At 71.1% G+C, this 22,295-nt stretch carries 20 protein-coding genes; 16 read left to right on the top strand and 4 right to left on the bottom strand.

Going from position 1 to position 22,295, the window contains the following annotated elements; all coding sequences use genetic code 11:
• Positions 1–112: 112 nt before the first annotated feature.
• Positions 113–895 carry an alpha/beta hydrolase gene (locus tag D1369_RS12190; RefSeq protein ID WP_007384853.1) on the bottom strand — a complete coding sequence of 261 codons (783 nt, stop codon included), beginning with the start codon at positions 893–895 and terminating at the stop codon, positions 113–115.
• Between the two features lie 37 nt (positions 896–932).
• Positions 933–1,256: a DUF427 domain-containing protein gene (locus D1369_RS12185; protein ID WP_007384854.1), complete on the bottom strand. Its 324-nt coding sequence runs from the start codon at positions 1,254–1,256 to the stop codon at positions 933–935.
• Between the two features lie 50 nt (positions 1,257–1,306).
• Here D1369_RS12185 and D1369_RS12180 point away from each other — a divergent pair, with 50 nt between their 5' ends.
• The 9 genes from D1369_RS12180 (at position 1,307) to gatB (ending at position 12,049) form a co-directional block, all read left to right on the top strand.
• Positions 1,307–1,846: a TIGR00730 family Rossman fold protein gene (locus D1369_RS12180; RefSeq protein ID WP_007384855.1), complete on the top strand. Its 540-nt coding sequence runs from the start codon at positions 1,307–1,309 to the stop codon at positions 1,844–1,846.
• A 23-nt stretch (positions 1,847–1,869) separates the two neighbouring features.
• A complete protein-coding gene (locus tag D1369_RS12175; RefSeq protein ID WP_007384856.1) occupies positions 1,870–2,559 on the top strand; it encodes an SDR family oxidoreductase in 690 nt (229 codons plus the stop codon).
• A gap of 50 nt (positions 2,560–2,609) precedes the next feature.
• Positions 2,610–3,611: a methionine synthase gene (locus D1369_RS12170; protein WP_007384857.1), complete on the top strand. Its 1,002-nt coding sequence runs from the start codon at positions 2,610–2,612 to the stop codon at positions 3,609–3,611.
• A gap of 15 nt (positions 3,612–3,626) precedes the next feature.
• The gene (ligA, locus tag D1369_RS12165) at positions 3,627–5,819 is read left to right on the top strand and encodes an NAD-dependent DNA ligase LigA (RefSeq protein ID WP_007384858.1); all 2,193 of its coding nucleotides are present in this window, start codon (positions 3,627–3,629) and stop codon (positions 5,817–5,819) included.
• A gap of 272 nt (positions 5,820–6,091) precedes the next feature.
• Complete coding sequence (locus tag D1369_RS12160) at positions 6,092–8,341, top strand: bifunctional diguanylate cyclase/phosphodiesterase (RefSeq protein ID WP_037901498.1); 2,250 nt, start codon at positions 6,092–6,094, stop codon at positions 8,339–8,341.
• Between the two features lie 137 nt (positions 8,342–8,478).
• Positions 8,479–8,775 carry an Asp-tRNA(Asn)/Glu-tRNA(Gln) amidotransferase subunit GatC gene (gene gatC, locus D1369_RS12155; RefSeq protein WP_007384860.1) on the top strand — a complete coding sequence of 99 codons (297 nt, stop codon included), beginning with the start codon at positions 8,479–8,481 and terminating at the stop codon, positions 8,773–8,775.
• 5 nt (positions 8,776–8,780) lie between these two features.
• Positions 8,781–10,283: an Asp-tRNA(Asn)/Glu-tRNA(Gln) amidotransferase subunit GatA gene (gatA, locus tag D1369_RS12150; protein ID WP_007384861.1), complete on the top strand. Its 1,503-nt coding sequence runs from the start codon at positions 8,781–8,783 to the stop codon at positions 10,281–10,283.
• Positions 10,280–10,519: a hypothetical protein gene (locus D1369_RS12145; RefSeq protein WP_007384862.1), complete on the top strand. Its 240-nt coding sequence runs from the start codon at positions 10,280–10,282 to the stop codon at positions 10,517–10,519. The genes gatA and D1369_RS12145 overlap by 4 nt, the downstream gene beginning before the upstream one ends.
• Before the next feature lie 15 nt (positions 10,520–10,534).
• Positions 10,535–12,049 carry an Asp-tRNA(Asn)/Glu-tRNA(Gln) amidotransferase subunit GatB gene (gene gatB / locus D1369_RS12140; protein ID WP_118082450.1) on the top strand — a complete coding sequence of 505 codons (1,515 nt, stop codon included), beginning with the start codon at positions 10,535–10,537 and terminating at the stop codon, positions 12,047–12,049.
• Between the two features lie 51 nt (positions 12,050–12,100).
• On the opposite strand, the gene D1369_RS12135 is transcribed toward gatB, so the two are convergent.
• Positions 12,101–12,916 carry a methyltransferase domain-containing protein gene (locus D1369_RS12135; RefSeq protein ID WP_007384864.1) on the bottom strand — a complete coding sequence of 272 codons (816 nt, stop codon included), beginning with the start codon at positions 12,914–12,916 and terminating at the stop codon, positions 12,101–12,103.
• 140 nt (positions 12,917–13,056) lie between these two features.
• Here D1369_RS12135 and D1369_RS12130 point away from each other — a divergent pair, with 140 nt between their 5' ends.
• The 7 genes from D1369_RS12130 (at position 13,057) to D1369_RS12100 (ending at position 20,826) form a co-directional block, all read left to right on the top strand.
• Positions 13,057–13,362, top strand: coding sequence for a hypothetical protein (locus D1369_RS12130; RefSeq protein WP_007384865.1), 306 nt, complete (start codon positions 13,057–13,059; stop codon positions 13,360–13,362).
• A gap of 205 nt (positions 13,363–13,567) precedes the next feature.
• Positions 13,568–15,796, top strand: a complete 2,229-nt coding sequence (locus tag D1369_RS12125; protein WP_118082449.1) for an MMPL family transporter — start codon at positions 13,568–13,570, stop codon at positions 15,794–15,796.
• Positions 15,774–16,349, top strand: coding sequence for a GNAT family protein (locus tag D1369_RS12120; protein ID WP_007384868.1), 576 nt, complete (start codon positions 15,774–15,776; stop codon positions 16,347–16,349). Before D1369_RS12125 ends, D1369_RS12120 begins: the two co-directional genes overlap by 23 nt.
• Before the next feature lie 35 nt (positions 16,350–16,384).
• A complete protein-coding gene (locus D1369_RS12115; RefSeq protein WP_037901505.1) occupies positions 16,385–16,960 on the top strand; it encodes a hypothetical protein in 576 nt (191 codons plus the stop codon).
• Between the two features lie 196 nt (positions 16,961–17,156).
• Positions 17,157–17,375 carry a hypothetical protein gene (locus D1369_RS12110; RefSeq protein ID WP_007384870.1) on the top strand — a complete coding sequence of 73 codons (219 nt, stop codon included), beginning with the start codon at positions 17,157–17,159 and terminating at the stop codon, positions 17,373–17,375.
• 140 nt (positions 17,376–17,515) lie between these two features.
• A complete protein-coding gene (locus D1369_RS12105; RefSeq protein ID WP_118082448.1) occupies positions 17,516–20,578 on the top strand; it encodes an AAA family ATPase in 3,063 nt (1,020 codons plus the stop codon).
• Between the two features lie 35 nt (positions 20,579–20,613).
• Entirely contained in the window at positions 20,614–20,826 is a 213-nt protein-coding gene (locus D1369_RS12100) for a DUF6191 domain-containing protein (RefSeq protein WP_007384873.1), read from the top strand.
• Here the strand turns inward: D1369_RS12100 and D1369_RS12095 are convergent.
• A complete protein-coding gene (locus tag D1369_RS12095) occupies positions 20,819–22,033 on the bottom strand; it encodes a PQQ-dependent sugar dehydrogenase (RefSeq protein WP_082319462.1) in 1,215 nt (404 codons plus the stop codon). The genes D1369_RS12100 and D1369_RS12095 overlap by 8 nt on opposite strands.
• Positions 22,034–22,295: the final 262 nt, after the last annotated feature.

The raw sequence follows: 22,295 nt of genomic DNA, 5'->3' as shown, positions 1-22,295 counted from the left end.
GCCCTGCGCCCGCGCGCCGCCCAAGCCCCCGCACCGCCCTGCCGCGCACGCGTCGCCGGAACGTCAGTCCGTGCCAGTCCGAGCCAGTCCGTGCCAGCCGTGCCTGTCCGTGTCAGTCCGTGAAGAACTCCGTCAGGACCGGCGCCAGGGCGGTCGGGTCGACCATGTGGGTCTGGCCCTCCAGGACGCGGTACGAGCCCTTCGGGGCCGCCTCCGCGACCGCCCTGGTGCCCTCGCGCATCCACTCCGGGCTCGCGCCGCCCGCGACGGCCAGCACCGGGACCGTGATCGAGGCCAGCCGGTCCCGGGGGACCAGACCGCCGGCCATGACCGCGTTGTCGTAGGCGAGCGTCGGGGCGACCGCCTCCATGCCGGGCCACATGGGGGACTGGCGGGCGCCCTGGATCATCTCCTCGCCCATGCCGGTGAGCCGCAGGAACAGTTCCACCGCGTCCCCGCGCCGCCCCTCGGCGAGTGCCGCGTCGAGGCGTCGGGTGTACTCGGCGTTGCCCTCGGCGCCGCCGTCGAGAAAGTCGGCGAAAGGCGTCTCGTACACGGCGACCCGCCGGACCGGCAGCCCGCTCGCCGCGGCCTCCAGGACCAGCGCACCGCCGGACGAGACACCGCACAGGCTCGCCTCGCCGCCCGCCGTCTCGATGAGCGCGGCGAGGTCGTCGACCTCACGGGCCACCGCGTAGGGAGCCGTGTCGCCGCTCGCACCGCGGCCCCGGCGGTCGTACACGAGCACGTCGAACCGCTCGGACAGCGGCACGGCCAGGGGCGCGACCGTGCCGCCCGTGGACATCGCGCCGCTGACCAGGATGACCGCCGGGCCCTGCCCGGTACGTGCGTACGCGATCGGAGTGCCGTCGCGCGAGAGGGTCTTCTTGTCCATGCCTGTGGAGACTGCCGTACGGCGGCGAAGTCATCGGTCAGGACACGTCGACCTCGTAGAAACAGAGGTGGTCCTTGATCTCGGCGACGGCGGGCTTCGGCTCGGGATAGGACCACACCAGGTCGGGCGCGTCCGGGAGCGACCAGTAGGACGCGGTGCCCTTGAACGGGCAGTAGGTGTGAGTGTCGGAGGGGGTCAGCAGGTCGAGTCGTACGTCCTCGGCGGGGAGGTAGTAGCGCGGGGGACAACCCGTCTCGCGCAGCACCAGGGCTCGTTCGCTCTCCGCGAGGATCTGCTCGCCGTGCACCACGCGCACGTGCCGGTCGACTTGCTCGATGGTGATCGTGTGTCCTTCGGCCATACCGGAAGAGCACTCGCGGGCCGCTGGTTCTTCCCGCGTACGGTGACCTCATGCGAATCTGCGTCTTCCTCTCCGCCGCCGACCTCGACGACCGCTACACGCGCCCCGCGCGGGAGTTCGCGAAGCTGCTGGGCAAGGGCGGCCACACGCTGGTGTGGGGCGGTTCGGACGTGGGCCTGATGAAGGTGGTCGCGGACGGTGTGCAGGAGGCGGGCGGCCGGCTCGTGGGGGTCTCCGTGGAGTTCCTGTCCGCCAAGGTCCGCCCGGGTGTCGACGAGATGGTGATCGCGAAGGACCTCGCCGAACGCAAGAAGCTGCTCCTGGAGAAGGCCGACGCCGTGGTGATCATGGTGGGCGGCACGGGCACGCTCGACGAGGCCACCGAGATCCTGGAGCTGAAGAAGCACGGGCACACCGAGAAGCCGGTCGTCCTGCTGAACACGGCGGGCTTCTACGACGGGCTGAAGGAGCAGTTCCGGCGCATGGAGGACGAGGGCTTCCTGCCCCGCCCGCTCACCGACCTGGTGTTCTTCGCGGAGGAGCCGGTGGGGGCGCTGGCGTACCTGGAGGAGTCGCTCGGTACCCGCTGACGCCGTGATGCGAGCATGGCGGCATGGCTACACATGTGATCACCGGAGCGGGCTCCGGCATCGGCGCGGCGGTCGCCCGTCGTCTGCACGCGCGCGGGGACGAGCTCGTGCTGCACGCGCGTGACGCGGGCCGTGCGAAGGAGCTGGCCGCGGAGTTCCCCGGGGCGCGGACCCTGGTCGGGGACCTGGCCGACCCCGACAAGCTGAGCTGGGCCTTCTCGCACCAGACGCTGCCGGACCAGGTGGACTCCCTGCTGCACATCGCCGGCGTGGTCGACCTCGGCCCCGTCGGCGACCTGACCCCGAAGTCCTGGCGTCACCAGCTGAACGTCAACCTGATCGCGCCGGCCGAGCTGACCCGCCACTTCCTGCCGCAACTGCGGGCGGCCCGGGGCCAGGTGGTGTTCGTGAACTCGGGCGCGGGTCTGAACGCGCACGCCGACTGGTCCGCGTACGCCGCCTCCAAGCACGGCCTCAAGGCCCTGGCGGACTCCCTGCGCCACGAGGAGCACGCGAACGGCGTCCGGGTCACCTCGGTCTACCCCGGCCGCACCGCCAGCCCCATGCAGGCCAAGGTCCACCAGCAGGAGGGCAAGGAGTACGACCCCTCGCGGTGGATCGACCCCGAGTCGGTCGCGACGGCGATCCTGACGGCGATCGACCTCCCGAGGGACGCGGAGATCAACGACCTGACGGTCAGGCCCGGTCGCTGACGGCGCCCACGGGGGCGAGAACCACCCGGTCACCTACGTAGGCTTCACACGTGACCGCAGACATTCGCTTCGCCCCCGCCACCGGCATCGGCTCCCTCCCCGGCGGTGACGCCCGTGAGGCCGCCAGGACCGCCACCGGCTCCTTCGAGGACTTCCCGTTCCTGGCCGAGCTGCCCGCCCGCGGCCCCGGCGCCGACATGATCGGCCGTACCGCGGGAATGCTCGTCGAGCTGTACGCGCGCGTGGAGCCCAGCGGATGGCGGATCGGGGACCGGCCGGGCCGGGACACCAAGCGGGCGCGGTCCTGGCTGGGGGAGGACCTCGACGCGCTGGAGGAGTTCACCCAGGGGTACGAGGGACAGGTGAAGGTGCAGGCCGTCGGGCCCTGGACGCTCGCCGCCGCGCTGGAGCTGAGGAACGGTGAGGTCGCCCTCTCCGACCCCGGCGCCTGCCGGGACCTCGCCGCCTCGCTCGCGGAGGGGCTGCGGCTGCACCTGGAGGAGGTCCGCAACCGGGTCCCCGGCGCGCAGATCGTGCTCCAGCTCGACGAGCCCTCCCTCATCGCCGTGCTGCGGGGGCACGTGAGGTCCGCCAGCGGATACCGGACCCACCGGGCGGTGGACCGGCAGCTCGTCGAGGCCGGTTTGCGCGAGGTCGTCGGGGTTCACGCGGACGGGCCCGTCGTGGTCCACTCGTGCGCACCGGACGTCCCCTTCGCCCTGCTGCGGAGGGCGGGTGCGGCGGCGGTCTCCTTCGACTTCTCGCTCCTCACCGAGCGTGACGACGATGCGATCGGCGAGGCGGTGGAAGGGGGCACGAGGCTCTTCGCCGGTGTCGTGCCGGGCACGGACACCGCATTGTCAGACCCTGCCGGTAGCGTCATGGGTGTCAGGACGCTGTGGCGCAGGCTGGGGCTGCATCCGGGACTTCTCGCGGAGGCGGTCACGGTCACTCCGTCGTGCGGACTCGCGGGGGCCTCCCCCGAGTACGCGCGCAAGGCTCTCGCCCACTGCGCCCAGGCGGCGAGATCCCTCGCGGACAACCCAGAGTAACGGGAGGACAACACGGTGGCCGGCGACAAGCAAGCGGAGACGACGGTGCCCTCGGAGGCACGGGAGAAGCACGCGCAGCTCGCTGAGCAGATCGAGGAGCACCGCTTCCGGTACTACGTGAACGACGCGCCGGTCGTCAGCGACGCCGACTTCGACAAGCTCCTGCGCTCCCTGGAGGCGCTGGAGGACGAGTACCCCGAGCTGCGCACCCCCGACTCGCCGACCCAGAAGGTCGCGGGGGCGTACGAGACCGAGTTCACGTCCGTCCAGCACCGTTCCCGGATGCTCTCCCTGGACAACGCGTTCAGCGACGAGGAGCTGGCGGCCTGGGCGGAGCGGGTGGCCAAGGACGTCGGCACCACCGACTACCACCTGCTGTGCGAGCTCAAGGTCGACGGCCTCGCCGTCAACCTCACCTACGAGCACGGCCGTCTCACCCGCGCGGCCACCCGCGGCGACGGCCGCACCGGCGAGGACATCACGCCCAACGTCCGTACGATCGCCGAGATCCCGGACCGTCTCACCGGCGACAAGGTCCCCGACCTCGTGGAGATCCGCGGCGAGGTCTACTTCCCGATGGAGAAGTTCGAGGAGCTCAACGCCCGGCTGGTCGAGGCCGGCGACAAGCCCTTCGCCAACCCGCGCAACGCGGCGGCCGGTTCACTGCGCCAGAAGGACCCGCGCGTCACCGCCACCCGCCCCCTCCACATGGTCGTGCACGGCATCGGCGCCCTGGAGGGCTTCGACGGCATGACCCGCCTCTCCCAGGGCTACGACCTCCTCAAGTCCTGGGGCCTGCCCACCGCCAAGCACAACAAGGTGGTCGACGGCCTCGACGGCGTAAGGGAGTTCATCGCCTACTTCGGCGAGAACCGCCACTCCGTGGAGCACGAGATCGACGGGGCCGTCGTCAAGCTCGACGAGATCCCCCTCCAGGGGCGTCTCGGCTCGACCTCCCGAGCCCCGCGCTGGGCGATCGCGTACAAGTACGCGCCCGAGGAGGTCAACACCAAGCTCATCAACATCCGCGTGGGCGTGGGCCGTACGGGCCGGGTCACGCCGTACGCCCAGGTCGAGCCGGTGACGGTGGCCGGCTCGGAGGTCGAGTTCGCCACCCTGCACAACCAGGACGTCGTCAAGCTGAAGGGCGTCCTCATCGGCGACACCGTGGTGCTGCGCAAGGCCGGGGACGTCATCCCGGAGATCCTCGGCCCGGTCGTCGACCTGCGCGACGGCAGCGAGCGCGAGTTCGTGATGCCTGCCGAGTGCCCCGAGTGCGGCACCGCGCTCAGGCCCATGAAGGAGGGCGACGTCGATCTGCGGTGCCCCAACGCCCGCACCTGCCCCGCCCAGTTGCGCGAACGCCTGTTCTATCTCGCGGGCCGCAAGTCGCTGGACATCGAGCACTTCGGATATGTCGCCGCCGCCGCGCTCACCCAGCCGCTGGAGCCCTCGGACCCGCCGCTGACCGACGAGGGCGACCTGTTCGACCTCACCATCGAGCAACTGCTGCCCATCAAGGCGTACGTCCTCGACCAGGACAGCGGTCTGCCCAAGCGTGACCCGAAGACCGGCGAGGAGAAGGTCGCCACGGTCTTCGCCAACCAGCAGGGCGAGCCCAAGAAGAACGCCGTCGCCATGCTGGAGAACATCGCCGCCGCCAAGGACCGCCCGCTCGCCCGCGTCCTGACCGGTCTGTCCATCCGCCATGTGGGCCCGGTCGCCGCCGAGGCGCTGGCGCGCAACTTCCGCTCGATCGACCGCATCGAGCAGGCGAGCGAGGAGGAGCTGGCGAACACCGACGGTGTCGGCTCCATCATCGCGAAGTCCCTCAAGGAGTGGTTCGCGGAGGACTGGCACCAGGAGATCCTGCGCAAGTGGAAGGCCGCGGGCGTGCGCATGGAGGAGGAGGGCTCGGGGGAGGACGAGGGCCCGCGACCCCTCGAAGGGCTCACCGTCGTCGTCACCGGCACCCTGGAGCGCTTCACCCGAGACGGGGCCAAAGAGGCGCTGCAGTCCAAGGGGGCGAAAGTGACCGGTTCGGTTTCGAAGAAGACGTCTTTCGTCGTCGTGGGTGACAATCCTGGGTCCAAATATGACAAGGCGATGCAACTCAAGGTGCCTGTTCTGAACGAGGACGGCTTCGACGTCCTGCTGGAACAAGGTCCCGAAGCGGCCGCCGATGTGGCGCTTCCCACGGAGGAGTAGCGAGGAGCCGCGGTTGAAGGCCACCCGATCGGCGCATACCAGAGGCATACGGGTGGCCGGGGCGCATTCGGGCAACCGTCGACGACCGCTGCCCGTGGAAGCCTTCTGCGGCCTACTGTTGAGATGTGCGCCTGCCGTGCCCAGCTGCGGTCGGGGCATCCCCTTGCTCCTCATGAGCCGGGGGAAGGGTTTTCCAACGCGGCGCCGTCGAGGGTTTTGTCGGGCGAACGAGCCGCGTGGCGTGGGCACCGCCGGCTGTGAGAGGGACGGGAATGGAACCGACCGAGAGCGCCGCCCCGGACTCACGGCTGCGCCGGCTCACCGGCGCCCTGCGGGCGAGCCGGTGGGCCGGGCGGCCTTCGGAGCATCCGGGCGCGGAGGGTCGCGCCGCCGGACCGTACGCGGCCGGACAGTACAGCGCGGCCGGCGGCCCCGGCGCCGCACAGCTCACCGCCGAGCGCGCCCCCGGCGTGCCGGACCCCGAGACCGAGCGGCACCTGTCCTGGCCCGCACTGCCCACGACGGTCGTCTCGGCGGCCGGATTCGTGCTGGGCGCGGGCTTCTACCGGGCGTTCACCGGCGGCCACGCACTCTTCCCGTCCGGCACCGTCGGATGGTCGCTGGCCGTACTGACCGGTGTCATCGTCGGCCATCTGGTCGCCCTCGGCCGGGCCCGCTGGTGGGGCGGCACCGGCTCGGGCGCCGCCCTGACCCTCGCCGTCCTGCTGCTGTACGGCTGGGTGTCCGCCGGCCTGGTCAGCCTCACCGTCGTGCTGCTGGTCGGCATAGCCAGGCGCCACCGCTGGCGGCAGGGCATCCTGCACGGCGCGGTGGACATCCTCGGCATAGCCGCCGGCGCCCTGGTCCTCGCCGCGTTCGGCCAGTCGCCGTCCGTCGAGACCCCCTGGAACCCCGACACCTGGACCTTCTACACCGGTCCCGAGGTGGTCCTGGTCGCCGTGGCCTATCTCGCGGTCACCCGGGCCCTGGGCTGGTACCTGCACTCCTCCGGCCACGCCGGTCTGCCCACCGTGGCCCGCACCGCCCTGGTCAGACAGGGCCTGGTCGCGGTCGCGCTGCTCGGCATCGCCCCGCTGGTCTGCGTGGTCGCCACCGCCAAGCCGGTGCTGCTCCCGCTGTTCTCGATCCCCCTCATCGCCCTGGACTCCACCCTGTGGATGGCCCGGGCCCGCGCCGAGGAGCAACTGCGCGACCCGCTGACCGGACTGCCCAACCGGCAGTGGCTCCTGGAGCGCATCTGGAGCGCCCTGGACGACGCCGAGCGCATCGATGCCCGGGCCGCCCTCATGCTCATCGACCTCGACCGTTTCCGCTCGGTCAACGACACCCTGGGCCACCTCGCCGGTGACCGGCTGCTCCTCCAGATCGCCGACCGGCTGCGGCTCGCGCTGCCGCGCGGGGCGGAGGCCGCTCGGCTCGGCGGCGACGAGTTCGCCGTCTTACTGCCGATAGCCGACTCCACGACCTCCGCGACCCGGGTCGCCCGCAACCTGGTCGCGGCCCTCAGCTCCCCGCTCGACCTCGACGGGCTCACCCTCGTCCTGGAGGCCAGCGCCGGGGTCGCCGTCTTCCCCGACCACGCCGTGGACGCCGAGGGGCTGCTGCGACGGGCGGACGTGGCGATGTACCAGGCCAAGCGGGACCGTACGGGCGTAGAGGTCTACGAGTCGAAGCGGGACTCCAACACCCCCGACCGGCTCGGCCTCCTGGGCGATCTGCGCCGGGCCCTGGACGCGCACGAGGTGCAGCTGCACTACCAGCCCAAGGTGCGCTTCGACGGACAGGTCGCCGGTCTGGAGGCCCTGGTGCGCTGGGTGCACCCGGAGCGCGGGAAGGTGCCGCCGGACGAGTTCATCGCGATCGCCGAGTCGTCCGGGCTGATGCCCTACCTCACCGAGTACGTCCTCGACACGGCTCTCGCCCAGGTCGCCGAATGGCGGGCGCAGGGTCTGTACGTCCCGGTGGCGGTCAACGTCTCCCCGCGTGACGTGCACACCCCGGGCTTCGCCGGTTCGGTGGCCGCGCGCCTCGCCCGGCACGGCGTCCCCGCGGGCGCCCTCCAGCTGGAGATCACCGAACACGTCCTCCTGGAGGACCCCTCACGGGCCGCGGACACCCTCGCCGCACTGACCGGGCACGGCGTGAAGATGTCCCTGGACGACTTCGGCACCGGCTACTCCTCCCTGGTCCACCTCCGCCGCCTCCCCGTCAGCGAACTGAAGATCGACCGCTCCTTCGTGGCCAAGCTGGCCGTCGACACCGAGGACGCGGAGATCGTCCGCTGCACGGTCGACCTCGCCCACTCCCTGGGCCTCCTGGTCGTGGCCGAGGGAGTGGAGGACGACGAGACCTGGGAGCGGCTGCGCGACATGGGCTGCGACGCCGTACAGGGCTGGCTGGTGGCGGCGGCGATGCCGCCCGAGGAGACCACGGCGTGGCTGCTGGCGCGCGGGTCGCGGGGCTGGCAGCGGCCGAGGGCGGCGCTGCCTGCGGCGGAGTGACCTGTCCAGGCATCCTTTGGTGCGGTATGGGGGCTGCCCGTTGCGCTCGGCCACGGGAAACCGTTTAACGGCCATCCGGCCGTGACCCATAGGATTGGCCCCAAACCACACACTCACCCACCCCAGAGGATCGCTGCATGCCTGGCATCACGCGCGAGGAGGTCGCCCACCTCGCACGGCTGGCGCGTCTGGAGCTGAAGCCCGAAGAGCTCGAGCACTTCGCAGGACAGCTGGACGACATCATCGGCGCGGTCGCACGCGTCAGTGAGGTCGCCGACCAAGACGTACCGCCGACCTCGCACCCGCTCCCGCTGACGAACGTCATGCGCGCGGACGAGGTCCGTCCGTCGCTCACCCCCGAGCAGGCGCTCTCCGGCGCCCCGGCCCAGGAGCAGCAGCGTTTCAAGGTGCCGCAGATCCTGGGGGAGGACTAACCGCCATGACGGACAACGTCACCATCATCAAGCTCACCGCCGCCGAGACCGCCGAGAAGATCGCTTCCGGTGAGCTCACGGCCGTGCAGGTCACCGAGGCCCACCTGGCCCGGATCGAGGCCGTCGACGAGAAGGTGCACGCCTTCCTGCACGTCGACCGCGAGGGCGCGCTCGCGCAGGCCCGCGCCGTCGACGAGAAGCGCGAGAGGGGCGAGAAGCTCGGCCCGCTCGCCGGTGTCCCGCTCGCACTGAAGGACATCTTCACCACCGAGGGCATCCCGACGACCGTCGGTTCGAAGATCCTCGAGGGCTGGATCCCGCCGTACGACGCGACGCTCACCAAGCGGCTCAAGGCCGCCGACGTGGTCATCCTCGGCAAGACCAACATGGACGAGTTCGCCATGGGGTCCTCCACCGAGAACAGCGCCTACGGCCCGACCGGCAACCCCTGGGACCTCACCCGCATCCCGGGCGGCTCCGGCGGTGGCTCCTCCGCCGCGCTGGCCGCGCACATGGCCCCCCTGGCCATCGGCACCGACACCGGCGGCTCCATCCGCCAGCCCGCCGCCGTCACCGGCACGGTCGGCGTGAAGCCGACGTACGGCGCGGTCTCCCGCTACGGCATGGTCGCCTTCTCCTCCTCCCTCGACCAGGGCGGCCCCTGCGCCCGTACGGTCCTGGACGCGGCGCTGCTGCACGAGGTGATCGCCGGGCACGACCCGCTGGACTCCACGTCGATCGACGCCCCGGTCCCCGCGGTCGTCGAGGCCGCCCGCAACGGCAGCGTCGAGGGCATGCGCGTCGGTGTCGTCAAGCAGTTCCGCGGCGAGGGCTACCAGGCCGGTGTCATCCAGCGCTTCGACGAGTCGGTCGCGCTCCTCAAGGAGCTGGGCGCCGAGATCGTCGAGCTGGACTGTCCGTCCTTCGACCTGGCGCTCTCCGCGTACTACCTGATCGCGCCGTCCGAGTGCTCCTCCAACCTCGCCCGCTTCGACGGCCTGCGCTACGGCCGCCGGACCGGCGACGACGGCACGCACTCCGCCGAGGAGGTCACCTCGCTGACCCGCGCGGAGGGCTTCGGCCCCGAGGTCAAGCGCCGGATCATGCTCGGCACGTACGCCCTGTCGAGCGGCTACTACGACGCCTACTACGGGTCCGCGCAGAAGGTCCGCACGCTCATCACGCGTGACTTCGAGAAGGCCTTCGAGCAGGTCGACGTGATCGTCTCCCCGACGACCCCGACCACCGCCTTCCCGATCGGCGAGCGCGCCGACGACCCGATGGCGATGTACCTGGCCGACCTGTGCACCATCCCGACCAACCTCGCGGGCAACGCGGCCATGTCGCTGCCGTGCGGCCTCGCCCCGGAGGACAACCTCCCGGTCGGTCTGCAGATCATCGCCCCGGCCCTGAAGGACGACCGGCTCTACAAGGTCGGCGCCGCCGTCGAGGCCGCCTTCGTGGAAAGGTGGGGGCACCCGCTCCTGGAGGAGGCACCGTCGCTGTGAGCAAGCTGACCAAGGCGAAGGACTTCAAGAAGTCCAAGTCCGGCACGTACCTGTCCATCGCCGGGACCGCGTTCGGCGCGATCGGCGTCGCCAAGCGGCTCAAGAAGGCCCGCGCCGAGAAGGACACGCTGGTCCTGATCGACGCCACCGTGTCCGCCGTCGCCATCGTCACCGGCCTCGCCATCCTGTACCGCGAGCTGAAGCGGCTGGGCGACGACGACGTCCTGCTGGGCTGAGAGGGAAGTTACACCGTGACCACCACGACCGACCTGGTGTCGTACGAGGACGCTCTCGCGTCGTACGACCCCGTCATGGGCCTTGAGGTCCATGTCGAACTCGGCACCAAGACCAAGATGTTCTGCGGCTGTTCGACCGAGCTCGGCCGGGACGCCAACACGCAGACCTGCCCCACCTGCCTCGGCCTGCCCGGCGCGCTCCCGGTCGTCAACGCGATCGGCATCGAGTCGGCCATCAAGATCGGTCTCGCGCTGAACTGCGAGATCGCCGAGTGGTGCCGCTTCGCCCGGAAGAACTACTTCTATCCGGACATGCCGAAGAACTTCCAGACCTCCCAGTACGACGAGCCGATCGCCTTCAACGGCTACCTCGACGTCCAGCTGGAGGACGGCGAGACCTTCCGTGTGGAGATCGAACGCGCCCACATGGAGGAGGACACCGGCAAGTCGACCCACGTGGGCGGCGCGACAGGCCGTATCCACGGCGCCTCGCACTCGCTCCTGGACTACAACCGCGCCGGCATCCCGCTCATCGAGATCGTCACCAAGCCGATCGAGGGCGCGGGCGAGCGTGCCCCCGAGGTCGCGCGGGCGTACGTCCGTGAGCTGCGCGAGGTCATCAAGGCGCTCGGCGTCTCGGAAGCCCGCATGGAGATGGGGCAGATGCGCTGCGACGTGAACCTGTCGCTGCGCCCGAACGGCACCGAGAAGTTCGGCACGCGTTCCGAGACGAAGAACGTCAACTCGCTGCGGTCCGTGGAGCGCGCGGCCCGTTTCGAGATCCAGCGGCACGCGGCCGTCCTGAGCAGTGGCGGGACGATCATCCAGGAGACCCGGCACTTCCACGAGGACACGGGGTCCACGACCTCGGGCCGCGTGAAGGAGGAGGCCGAGGACTACCGGTACTTCCCCGAGCCGGACCTCGTTCCGGTGGCCCCCTCGCGTGAGTGGGTCGAGGAGATCCGGGCCGCGCTGCCCGAGCTGCCGCTGGTGCGCCGCAACCGGCTCGTCGCCGAGTGGGGCATCACGGCCCTGGACATGCAGGCGATCCTCAACGCCGGCGCCCTGGACCTGATCGTCGCCACGATCGACGAGGGTGCCGACGCGGCCTCCGCCCGCAAGTGGTGGATGGGCGAACTCGCCCGCAGCGCCAACGAGTCCGGCAAGGCGCTCGACGAGCTGGCCATCACCCCGGCGCAGGTCGCCCGGGTCACCGAGCTGGTCTCGAAGGGTGACCTCAACGACAAGCTGGCCCGCCAGGTCATCGAAGGCGTCCTCGCGGGCGAAGGCACCCCGGACGAGGTCGTCGACAAGCGCGGCCTGAAGGTCGTGTCGGACGACTCGGCGCTGGGCACGGCCGTCGACGAGGCCATCGCCGGCAACCCGGGCATCGCCGACAAGATCCGCTCCGGCAAGGTCGCCGCGGCCGGCGCCCTGGTCGGCGCCGTCATGAAGGCGACCCGCGGTCAGGCCGACGCGGCCCGCGTCAAGGAACTGATCCTGGAGAAGCTGGGCGTCAGCGAAGGCTGAGCGAAACCACGCGGTACGGCCCCGGAGGACAGGTCCTCCGGGGCCGTACGGCTACTTACGGCGTCCTACGAGCCGTACGAATCCGAGCGTCCGGCCCTCGTCGGCGTGCATCAGATCCACCGAGTCGCGGGCCATGTCGGCCATCCACGGGTAGGGGCTCTCCGCGGCGCAGACCTCGCTCCACAGCAGCCAGTCCTTCCAGCCGTCGGGCTGCCACTCGGCGGTCTCGACCTCGATGGCCCCGCTGCGCGTCCACTGGCGCCGCCACCAGTCGGCGGAGTGGAACGCCCAGAAACCGGGGTCCCAGAAGGGCTTGAGGTGCTCGGGGGGCTCGTCCCCCGTGAGCTCCTCCCGTACCGCGGGCACGACGATCCCGATCTTCCCGCCCGGCTTCAACAGCCGGGTCAGCGTGGGCAGATAGAGGTCGTTCGTGCCGAAGTACTGGTACGCGTCGATGCTCACGATCGCGTCGAAGCTCGCCTCGGCGAACGGCAGGTCGTGCGCCTCGGCGTGCACGGGCAGCACCCGGTCGGCGAAACCGGCCTCGGCGATGCGCTTCGCGTTCTCGTCGGGCTTGACCCACAGGTCGGCCGCGGTGACCTGGACGTCGTACTCCCTGGCCAGGAAGACCGAGGTCATCGCCCGGCCGCAGCCCAGGTCGAGCACGCGGGCGCAGGGGCGCAGGGTGTCCAGGCCCAGGGCGGGCGCGAGCCACTCCAGCAGCCACAGCGCGTTCGGGCCCATCTGGTTCTCGACGACCCAGCGGGCGTCGTAGCTGTTGCTGCGGGGGTAACGGGCCTGGGTCAGCCGCCGGGTGAGGTCCTCATTCGAGGTCTGCGAGGTCCTCGGGGTGATGTCGTCTGGCATCGGTGAACGGGCTCCTTGAGTCCTGAGAGACGGAAAGGGGTACGGCGGAGCTCGGTCGGACGCTCAAACAATGCACCTGCTTCGGTCGGGGGCCTGAGAAGGCCCGGCAGTCTCAGCGGAACACGCTACGCTCGCCCGCCATGAACGGTCCTGCGAATTCCGAGCCATCCGACATACAGGAGGAGTACGACGGCCAGGGGCTGGACGCGCGGCGGGCCCGCTGGACGGCCTCCGGCACCGGCGCCCTGCTGGCGCTCGCCGGTCTGGCCGCGGCGGCGCTCCGGGCGGCCGGCTCCGACCCCGCGCTCGTGCCGACGGCCTACGCCTTCGGCGCCGTCGTGTGCGCGCTCGCGGCGGTCCTTGGCTCCCGGGGACGCACCCGCAGAGCGCTGTGGCTGCTGATCGTCGGTGTGATGGTGATGGCATGGGGCGACCAGTTCGACTGAGGTCCGGCGGACGTGACAGAGTGACCGTTACTGTCCTGTGATCTGCCTCCCACTCCTGTGAACAAGCGCACGATCGCGGTAAACGATCACTTTTGCCTGCAAGAGTGGTGCACACATTGCTCATGCGTTCTTTGCGGGCTGTTCACCACATGAACGACTGTTCCCGGTCAAAGATCCACAATTCACCATCCCTGGGAGCACATTCGTGGCAGCCCTCGCACGCTGGTGTGTCCGACGACGCCTGGTCGTCGTTCTCCTGTGGCTCCTCGCCCTCGGCGGAGTGAGCGCGGGCGCCGCCGTCGCCGGGTCCGCCTACTCGAACGACTACGAGGTCCCGGGCACCGAGTCGGGCCGTGCCACCCAGCTGCTCCAGGACGGCTTCTCGCAACTTGACGGCGACAGCGACACCGTCGTCTGGCACGTCACCTCGGGCTCGGTCCGGGACGCCGACGTCGAGCAGACGATGACCGCGACCCTGGGCAGGATCGCGGACCTGCCCGGCGTGGCCGCCGTGGTCGGCCCGTACGACGACCCGGGCGCCGGCCGGGTCAGCGCCGACGGGCACACCGCGTACGCCACCGTCACCTTCGACGACTCGGCCGAGGACATCGACGCCTCCGAGCCGAAGGCCGTGGTGGACACCGCCAAGGACGCCGAGGCCGACGGGCTCCAGGTGGAGCTGGGCGGCAGCGCCGTCGCCCTCACCGAGTCCTCGGGCGGGCATGTCGCCGAGATCGTCGGCGTGTTCGTCGCCGCCCTCGTGCTGTTCCTGGCGTTCGGCTCGCTCGCCGCCTCCCTGCTGCCCATCGCCACCGCGCTGGTGAGCGTCGGCACCGCGTACGCCGGGATCGTGCTGCTCGGACACGCCATGACCGTCGCCGACTTCGCGCCCATGCTCGGCATGCTGATCGGGCTCGGCGTCGGCATCGACTACGCGCTCTTCATCGTCACCAGACACCGGCGCGGCCTGAAACGCGGGCTGAGCGTCACCGAGTCCATCGAGAACGCCGTCACCACCACCGGGCGCGCCGTCGTCTTCGCGGGTGCCACGGTGTGCATCGCCCTGCTGGGGATGCTGATCCTCCGGCTCGGCTTCCTCAACGGCGTCGCGATCGCCGCCTCCCTGACCGTCGTCCTCACCGTCGCCGCGTCGGTGACCCTGCTGCCCGCCCTGCTCTCCCTCATCGGCATGCGTGCCCTGAGCCGGCGCGAGCGGCGCCGGCTCACCGAGCACGGGCCCCAGCCCGAACTGCCGACCGGGTTCGCCCACCGCTGGTCCGCGTTCGTCGAACGGCACCCCAAGCTGCTCGGCGCGATCGCCCTGCTGGTCATCACCGTCCTCGCCCTGCCCACCCTGGGCCTGCGCCTCGGCAGCTCCGACCAGGGCAACGACCCGCGGTCCTCGACCACCCGGCAGGCCTACGACCTGCTCGCGCGGGGCTTCGGCCCCGGTGTCAACGGTCCGCTGACGCTGGTGACCCCGGTCGACGGTGCCGAGGACAAGCTCCTCCTCGACAACCTCGACGCGACCCTGCGCACCACCGAGGGCATCGCCTCCACCACTCCGGTGACCTACGACACCGGCGGCGACCTCGCCTATTTCACGATCGTCCCCGATTCGGCCCCTCAGTCCCAGCAGACCAGCGACCTCGTGGACCGGCTGCGCACCGACGTGCTGCCGCGCGCCGAGACCGGCACCACGCTCGACATCCACGTCGGCGGGATGACCGCCTCCTACGACGACTTCGCGGACGTCATCGTCGGCAAACTGCCCCTGTTCGTCGGCGTCGTCATCGGCCTGGGCTGTCTGCTGCTCCTGCTCGCCTTCCGCTCCGTCGGCATCCCGCTGAAGGCCGCGGCGATGAACGTCGCCGCCGTCGCCGCCGCCTTCGGAGTGGTCGTGGCGATCTTCCAGTGGGGCTGGGGGAGCGAACTGCTGGGGCTGGGCCGCGCCGGGCCCATCGAACCCTTCCTTCCCGTGATCATGGTCTCGGTGCTTTTCGGGCTCTCCATGGACTACCAGGTGTTCCTGGTCAGCCGGATGTACGAGGAGTGGCTGGAGACCGGCGACAACCGGCGGGCCGTCCGCGTCGGCCTCGCCGAGACCAGCCGGGTGATCAACTCCGCGGCGGTCATCATGATCTCCGTCTTCCTCGCCTTCGTCCTCAGCGGCGACCGCGTGATCGCCATGTTCGGCATCGCGCTCGCCGCCGCCGTGGCCCTCGACGCCTTCGTCCTGCGCACCTTGCTGGTGCCCGCCCTCATGCACCTGCTCGGCGGCGCCAACTGGTGGCTGCCGGGCTGGCTGGACCGCCGGATGCCGCGCATCAGCATCGAACCGCCCGAATGCCGTGCCGCGCATGAAAGGCTGGACGAGGTCGTGGAGGAGCTGGAGAAGGAGCGGGACGGGGATGTACGCGATATCGCTGGGTGACGACCGGGCCGAACTGCGGCCCCTCGAGCCGTGGCACGCGGAGGAGTTCCTGGCCAACCTGGAGCGGGGCCGCGAGTTCATCGGGCAGTTCATCCCCTTCGGCTCCCAGGCCGTCGACGTGGCCTCCGCGCGCGAGACGCTCCAGCGCTACGCCCGGATGCGCGCCGACGACACCGGCGGCTACCACGGCATCTGGCTGGACGGAAAGCTCGTCGGCGGAGTCCTGACCCTGAACCTCGACGCCGAGCAGGGCAACTGCGAGGTCGGCTGCTGGCTGGAGCCCGCCGCGACCGGCCGCGGACTGATCACCCGGGCCATGCGGGTGCTGATCGACTGGGTGGTCGAGGAACGCGGAATCCACCGGATCGAATGGGTCGCCGCGTCCGGAAACACGGCCAGCATCAACGTCGCCCGCCGCCTGGGCATGACCCGCGACGGAGTCCGCCGTCAGGCGCACCCCTATCGTGGCGTACGGCACGACCTCGAGGTGTGGTCGATTCTCGCCCCCGAGTGGCGTGAGGCACGTGCGCGTGCAGCCCGGAACGATCATTAAGAAACCTCTCAGACAGGATCCGTACGGTGCCCGACATGGGAACGAAGACAGCTGACGAAACCGGTGCCGAGACGGGCGCCGAGGCCACGACCGACGAGCAGAAGGTGAGCGTCGCCAAGACCGACGAGGTGACGGAGGCCGAGGACACCACGGCCGACGACGAGGTCACCGCCGACGACGAGGGCGAGCTGCCCGAGGTCGCCGGGGAGGAGGGCCCCACCGGCGTCGGCCAGGGCGCGGGCGCCGTCGTCTCCGCCGCGCTCGGTCTGGTCTCGCTCACCGGCAGCTGGATCGGCACCGTGGCCGCCGCCCGCGAGACCCTCGTCGGCCAGCTCCAGACCTCGTCCACCGCGAGCGTCGCCAAGCAGGTCAAGGAGGTCTACGGCGACGCCTGGCAGACCACCGCGCTGTGGGGCGGCCTCTTCGCGCTGCTCGCCCTGGTCGTCGGTGTCGGCGTGCTGGCCCGGCCCGCCTTCGGTGCTCCCGGCAAGCCGCAGGCCGTGTGGATCAAGTCCGTCGCCTGGGGCGGCGTCGCGCTCGGGGTCGTCGGCCTGCTCCTGGCCGTCCTCAAGTACACCGGCATCCTGCTGGACCTGCCCTCCACGAGCTGAACAACCGCAGGTCACGAGGGGCCTTAGGGCATCCGTAGGTACCTTACGGAGCTCCTGAGGCCCCTCCCGCGCGTCTAAGGCCCCTGGCTCCCCCGAAGATGCGGAACTCTCCCGATGTGGCGCACCCCCCTCGGAGACGAAGGTAGAGGCATCGCAGAAAGCGAAGCCCGAAACCGACTCCGAAAAGGACCACGCCATGTATGCCGAGTACGAACTCTCCCAGTACCGCTCCGCCGAACTCATCCGCCAGGCCGAGCACGAGCGGCTCGTCCGCGAGACCCTGCGCGGCCGCCGCGCCGCCCGCCGCGAAGCCGCCGAACGCACCGCGGATGGGGGCACCTCCCAGGCTTTCGGCACTGGGGGAGATTCGCATACCGGCCGCCCCCGGCGGCACCGGTTCCTGCGCACGGCGTGAGCGCCGGGGGAAGGGAGGACGGCCGTACGGCTCTGCCCGTCCCCGCGGTCACCACCGCGGCCGTCCTCCCCGCGACCGGGGCCGGTTGGGAACCCGGGCCCGCCCCGAAAACGAGTGCCGTCCTGTCGGACCCGCGTGTCATGCTCAGGCCCGTGGAGACCAGGTCCGTCAGTCCCGTGTTCGTCGGCCGCGCCGAAGAGCTGAACAGCCTGAACGAGGCGCTCGCCCGCGCCGCCGCGGGAGAGCCCCAGGCGTTGCTGCTCGGCGGGGAAGCCGGCGTCGGCAAGACCCGGCTCGTCGAGGAGTTCGCCACCGCCGCCTGCCGGCAGGGTGCGGTCGTCGCCCTCGGCGGTTGCGTGGAGATCGGCGCCGACGGACTGCCCTTCGCACCCTTCTCCACCGCCCTGCGCGCCCTGCGCCGGGCCCTGCCCGACGAACTGGCCGCCGCGGCCGCGGGTCAGGAGGAGGAACTGGCCAGGTTGCTGCCCGAGGTCGGGGAGGCGATCCCCGCCCGGGGCACCGGCCGCCACGACGAGGAGAGCCTGGCCCGCCTCTTCGAACTCACCGCCCGCCTCCTGGAACGCGTCGCCGCCGAGCGCACCGTCGTCGTCGCCCTGGAGGACCTCCACTGGGCCGACGCCTCCACCCGCCACCTCCTGGCCTACCTCTTCCGCACCCTGCGCACCGGCCGCCTGGTCGTCCTCGCCACCTACCGCTCCGACGACATCCACCGCCGCCACCCGCTGCGCCCCCTGCTCGCCGAACTCGACCGGCTGCGCACGGTCCGCCGCATCGAACTCGGCCGCTTCAACCGGGACGAGGTCAGCCGTCAGATAGCCGGAATCCTCGCCACCGAACCCAACCCCGCCCAGGTCGACGACATCTTCGAACGCTCCGACGGCAACGCCTTCTTCGTCGAGGAACTCGCCGTCTGCGCCACCGAGGGCTGCGGCACCGGCCTCACCGACTCGCTCCGGGACCTGCTCCTGGTCCGCGTCGAGGGGCTGCCCGAGAGCACCCAGCGGGTCGCCCGGGTCGCCGCCGAGGGCGGATCCACCGTGGAGTACCGGCTGCTCGCCGCCGTCACCCGGCTCGCCGAGGACGACCTCATCGAGGCGCTGCGGGTCGCCGTGAACGCCAACATCCTCATCCCGGCGCCCGACGGCGACGGCTACCGCTTCCGGCACTCCCTGGTCCGCGAGGCCGTCGCCGACGACCTGCTGCCGGGTGAACGCTCCCGCCTCAACCGCCGTTACGCCGAAGCCCTGGAGGCCGACCCCACACTCGTCCCCGCCGACGAACGGGTCATGCGCCTGGCTAGCTACTGGTACCGCGCCCACGACGCCGCGAAGGCGCTGCCCGCCGTCCTGGACGCCTCCGTCACCGCCCGTCGCCGGCACGCCTACTCCGAACAACTCCGGCTCCTGGAACGCGCGATGGAGCTGTGGGACACCGCCCCCGAGGACGTCCGGGCCGCCCTGCGCCCCGTCGACTACACCGAGGTCTACCCGCCCTGTGGCTGCGTCCCGGCCACCACCCCGCTGCGCTACCTCGACCTGATGGCCGAGGCCGCCGTCGCCGGGCGCCTGGGCGGCGAACGCGAACGCGCCCTGAAGATCACCAAGCGGGCGCTGCACCTCCTGGAGGACGACGGGGACCCCCTGCGCGCGGCCTGGTTCTGGGTCCAGCGCTCCCACCTCGTCCAGGGGCTGGCCCGCGGCGACGGCTGGGCCGAACTGGCCACCGCCGAGGACCTGGTCCGCGGCCTGCCGCCGTCCGAGGTGCACGCCGAGGTCCTGTCCACCGTCGCCAACTGGTCCCATGTGCACGTCCCCGGCCCGGAGGCCTTCTCGGCCGCCGAACGCGCGGTGGATTACGCCCGCATGGTCGGCGCCCGCGAGATCGAGATGAACGCGCGCCTCACCCTCGCCGGCCTGGTGGTGGAGTCCGGCAGCGTCGAGACCGGCCTCGACGAGATGTTCGACGTGCTGCGCAGGACCCTCGACGACGGCATCCCCAGTGTCGCCAGCCGCGCCTACGTCAACCTGCCCTCCTCCCTCGAGAGCATCGGCCGCTCCCGGGAAGCCGTGGAGGTCCTCCAGGAAGGGCTGACCCACGCACGACGGCACGGTCTCTCCGACAAGGAGGCTTGGATGTGGGGGAACCTCGCCGAGTCCCTCTACTCCCTGGGCCACTGGGACCGGGCCGCGGAAGCCGCCTCCCAGGCCGAGCGTGTCGGCCAGAGCGCCAAGCCCCGCGGCTTCCACGCCGTGAACCGGGCGGCGCTCTCGCTCGCCCGCGGCGAACTGACCGAAGCCGCACGTCAACTGGCCTCTGCACGCCGCTACTTCGGCTCCCACGACCAGGCCCCCCAGCATGAACTCCCCCTCGCCGACATCACCATCGGTATCGCCGCCGGCGAAGGCCGTCTCCTGGACGCCCGCGCCGAACTCGAACGCGTCCTGGACTCCGGCTTCCCGCCCGGCACCCAGCGCTACGCCTGGCCCCTGCTGCTCACCGCCGCCACCATGGAGGCAGACAGCCTCGGCCTGCCCGTCGCCGAACAGGACCGCACGAAGATCCTCGACCGCATCCGGGAAGCCGCCAGGCCCCTCGCCACCAACGCGCCCGTCTGGCTGGCCCACGAACGCTGGCTGCGCGCCGAACTGCTGCGCGCCGAGAGCGCCGACACCCCGGACCACTGGTGCGAGGCCATCACCGCCGTCGAGCCCCTGGGGCGCCCCTTTGACCTCGCCCGCGTCCGCCACCGGCTCGCCGAGGCCCTCCTGTCCGTACCCGGCGGCGCCGAACAGCCCGAGCGCGACCGGGCCACCGAACTTTTGCGCCTGGCCCATGCCGCCGCCGAGCATCTCGGCGCCCGGCCCCTCGCCGACGCGGTCACGCTGCTCGCCCAACGCGCCCGCCTCGCCCTGACCGCGGTGGTCCCGGTGCTCGACCGGTCCGACCCGCTCCGCTCTCTCGGCCTCACCGGCCGCGAACGCGACGTCCTGCGCCTGGTCACCCTCGGCCGCACCAACCGCCAGATCGCCGAGGAACTCTTCATCTCCCCGAAGACGGCCAGCGTCCACGTGTCCAACATCCTCGCCAAGCTCGGCGTCTCCGGACGGGGGGAAGCGGCGGCGGTGGCGCACCGGCTGGGACTGTTCCCGGCAGAGGCTCTCCACGCGCCGGTCACACAGTGAGGCGTACCGTGTAGGAGACCGGCTGGGGAGGCCGCATGTTCAACATGTTCGAGGAACTGTTCGCGCCCGGCCGCAAGCACACCCATGACGAGCAGAAGCGGCTGGAGCTGACCCGCGAGGACGTCGGCGACGGTGACCCCGGACGCGGACCGATAGATCTCACGTCCGGGAAGGTCGTCGTCCGCAGGCCCAAGCCGGACGAGGACGAGGGCTCGAACGAAGACTTGGGCGAGCGTCCGGCTAGCTGACCTGTATCTCCAGGATCTTGTCGTCCCCCGCCTTCGGGCTGCCGCGACCGTCGGTGTTGCTGGTGACGAGCCACAGTTTGTCCCCGCCGGCGGAGACCACCGTGCGCAGCCGGCCGTACTCACCCTTCAGGAACGACTGCGGGTCGGCCGAGGCCGCCGTGCCCTTCAAAGGGATCCGCCACAGGCGCTGGCCCTTCAGACCGGCCATCCAGACCGAGCCCTCGGCGTAGGCGACACCGCTGGGGGAGGCGTCGTCCGTGTGCCACTGCGCTATCGGGTTGTGGAACTGCTTGTCGTCCGACTTGCCCTCCGCCGTGGGCCAGCCGTAGTTGTCGCCCGGCTTGATCGCGTTCAGCTCGTCCCAGGTGTCCTGGCCGAACTCCGAGGCGAACAGGCGCTGTTTGGAGTCCCAGGCGAGGCCCTGCACATTGCGGTGGCCGTAGGAATACACAGGGGAGTCGGGGAACGGGTTGCCCGGGGCCGGGTCGCCCTCCGGGGTCAGACGCAGGATCTTGCCGCCCAGGGACTTGCGGTCCTGGGCCAGACCGGTGTTGCCGCTCTCACCGGTGCCCGCGTACAGCATGCCGTCCGGGCCGAACGCGATCCGACCGCCGTTGTGGATGAAGCCCTTCGGGATGCCCTTGAAGACGGTGTCGGGGGCGCCCAGCTGCTCGCCGGACGCCTTCTGCTCGTCGTAGACCATCCTGACGACGCGGTTGTCGGAGTCGGAGGTGAAGTAGGCGTAGACCATGTGGTCCGAGGCGTAGTCCGGGGACAGGGCGATGCCGAGGAGACCGCCCTCGCCGGCCGCGGAGACCCCGGAGACCCGGCCCAGCTCCGTCTTCTTGCCCGACTGTCCGTCGACCCGGGTGATCGTGCCCTCGTCCCGGGAAGAGACGAGCAGGTCCCCGTCCGGGAGCGGGGCGAGGCCCCAGGGGGTTTTGAGGCCCTCGGCGACCGTGCGCACCACCTTCACCGAGCCCTTCGCCGGCGGGGTCGCCTCCGCGGCCTGGTGGGTGGGGGAGGATCCCGAGCCCGTACCGCTCGATGAGGCGCTGTTCGCGCCGTCCGGCAAGACGCCGCCCCCTCCTCCTCCGCCGGAGGAGCAGCCGGCCGTCAGCAGGAGCGTGGTCGCGGCCAGGACGGCCGTCACAGCTCGACGATGCACGATCATGGTCCCTTCGAAGCGGCGAGTTCTACCTGTCATACACCGCTCGCCCCTCCCAGGTTCCCGATCTCCCGGCCCCGATGCGCGCACCGGTTTCTCACCAGGCTTGTGAGGTGTGAGCCGACGGGGCCGCGGGGCACGCGGGGGGCGTGGCGGGTGTGCGGTGGGAGGGCTGCTGATCTCGTGGCCCGTGCGTGGCGTCAGGTTTGCCGGGCTGCGGCCGGGGCGCTGTGGGTGGGTTCGCCGGTCGGCGCCGCGAGTTCTGTGGGTGGCTTCGCCGGTCCCGCGGCCATCCCGCGGC

Source organism: Streptomyces sp. CC0208 (assembly GCF_003443735.1).
Taxonomy (GTDB): Bacteria; Actinomycetota; Actinomycetes; order Streptomycetales; family Streptomycetaceae; genus Streptomyces; species Streptomyces sviceus.
This window is presented reverse-complemented; position numbering and strand designations above follow the sequence as displayed.

Excerpts from the sequence above, each read along its gene's own strand:
- gatA (WP_007384861.1), top strand. The coding sequence starts at position 8,781 with ATGACGGACAACGTCACCATCATCAAGCTCACCGCCGCCGAGACCGCC.
- D1369_RS12130 (WP_007384865.1), top strand. The coding sequence starts at position 13,057 with ATGAACGGTCCTGCGAATTCCGAGCCATCCGACATACAGGAGGAGTAC.
- D1369_RS12100 (WP_007384873.1), top strand. The coding sequence starts at position 20,614 with ATGTTCAACATGTTCGAGGAACTGTTCGCGCCCGGCCGCAAGCACACC.
- D1369_RS12115 (WP_037901505.1), top strand. The coding sequence starts at position 16,385 with ATGGGAACGAAGACAGCTGACGAAACCGGTGCCGAGACGGGCGCCGAG.
- D1369_RS12120 (WP_007384868.1), top strand. The coding sequence starts at position 15,774 with ATGTACGCGATATCGCTGGGTGACGACCGGGCCGAACTGCGGCCCCTC.
- D1369_RS12190 (WP_007384853.1), bottom strand. The coding sequence starts at position 895 with ATGGACAAGAAGACCCTCTCGCGCGACGGCACTCCGATCGCGTACGCA.
- D1369_RS12180 (WP_007384855.1), top strand. The coding sequence starts at position 1,307 with ATGCGAATCTGCGTCTTCCTCTCCGCCGCCGACCTCGACGACCGCTAC.
- D1369_RS12105 (WP_118082448.1), top strand. The coding sequence starts at position 17,516 with ATGCTCAGGCCCGTGGAGACCAGGTCCGTCAGTCCCGTGTTCGTCGGC.
- D1369_RS12095 (WP_082319462.1), bottom strand. The coding sequence starts at position 22,033 with ATGACAGGTAGAACTCGCCGCTTCGAAGGGACCATGATCGTGCATCGT.
- D1369_RS12160 (WP_037901498.1), top strand. The coding sequence starts at position 6,092 with ATGGAACCGACCGAGAGCGCCGCCCCGGACTCACGGCTGCGCCGGCTC.
- D1369_RS12110 (WP_007384870.1), top strand. The coding sequence starts at position 17,157 with ATGTATGCCGAGTACGAACTCTCCCAGTACCGCTCCGCCGAACTCATC.
- D1369_RS12175 (WP_007384856.1), top strand. The coding sequence starts at position 1,870 with ATGGCTACACATGTGATCACCGGAGCGGGCTCCGGCATCGGCGCGGCG.
- gatC (WP_007384860.1), top strand. The coding sequence starts at position 8,479 with ATGCCTGGCATCACGCGCGAGGAGGTCGCCCACCTCGCACGGCTGGCG.
- D1369_RS12135 (WP_007384864.1), bottom strand. The coding sequence starts at position 12,916 with ATGCCAGACGACATCACCCCGAGGACCTCGCAGACCTCGAATGAGGAC.
- D1369_RS12185 (WP_007384854.1), bottom strand. The coding sequence starts at position 1,256 with ATGGCCGAAGGACACACGATCACCATCGAGCAAGTCGACCGGCACGTG.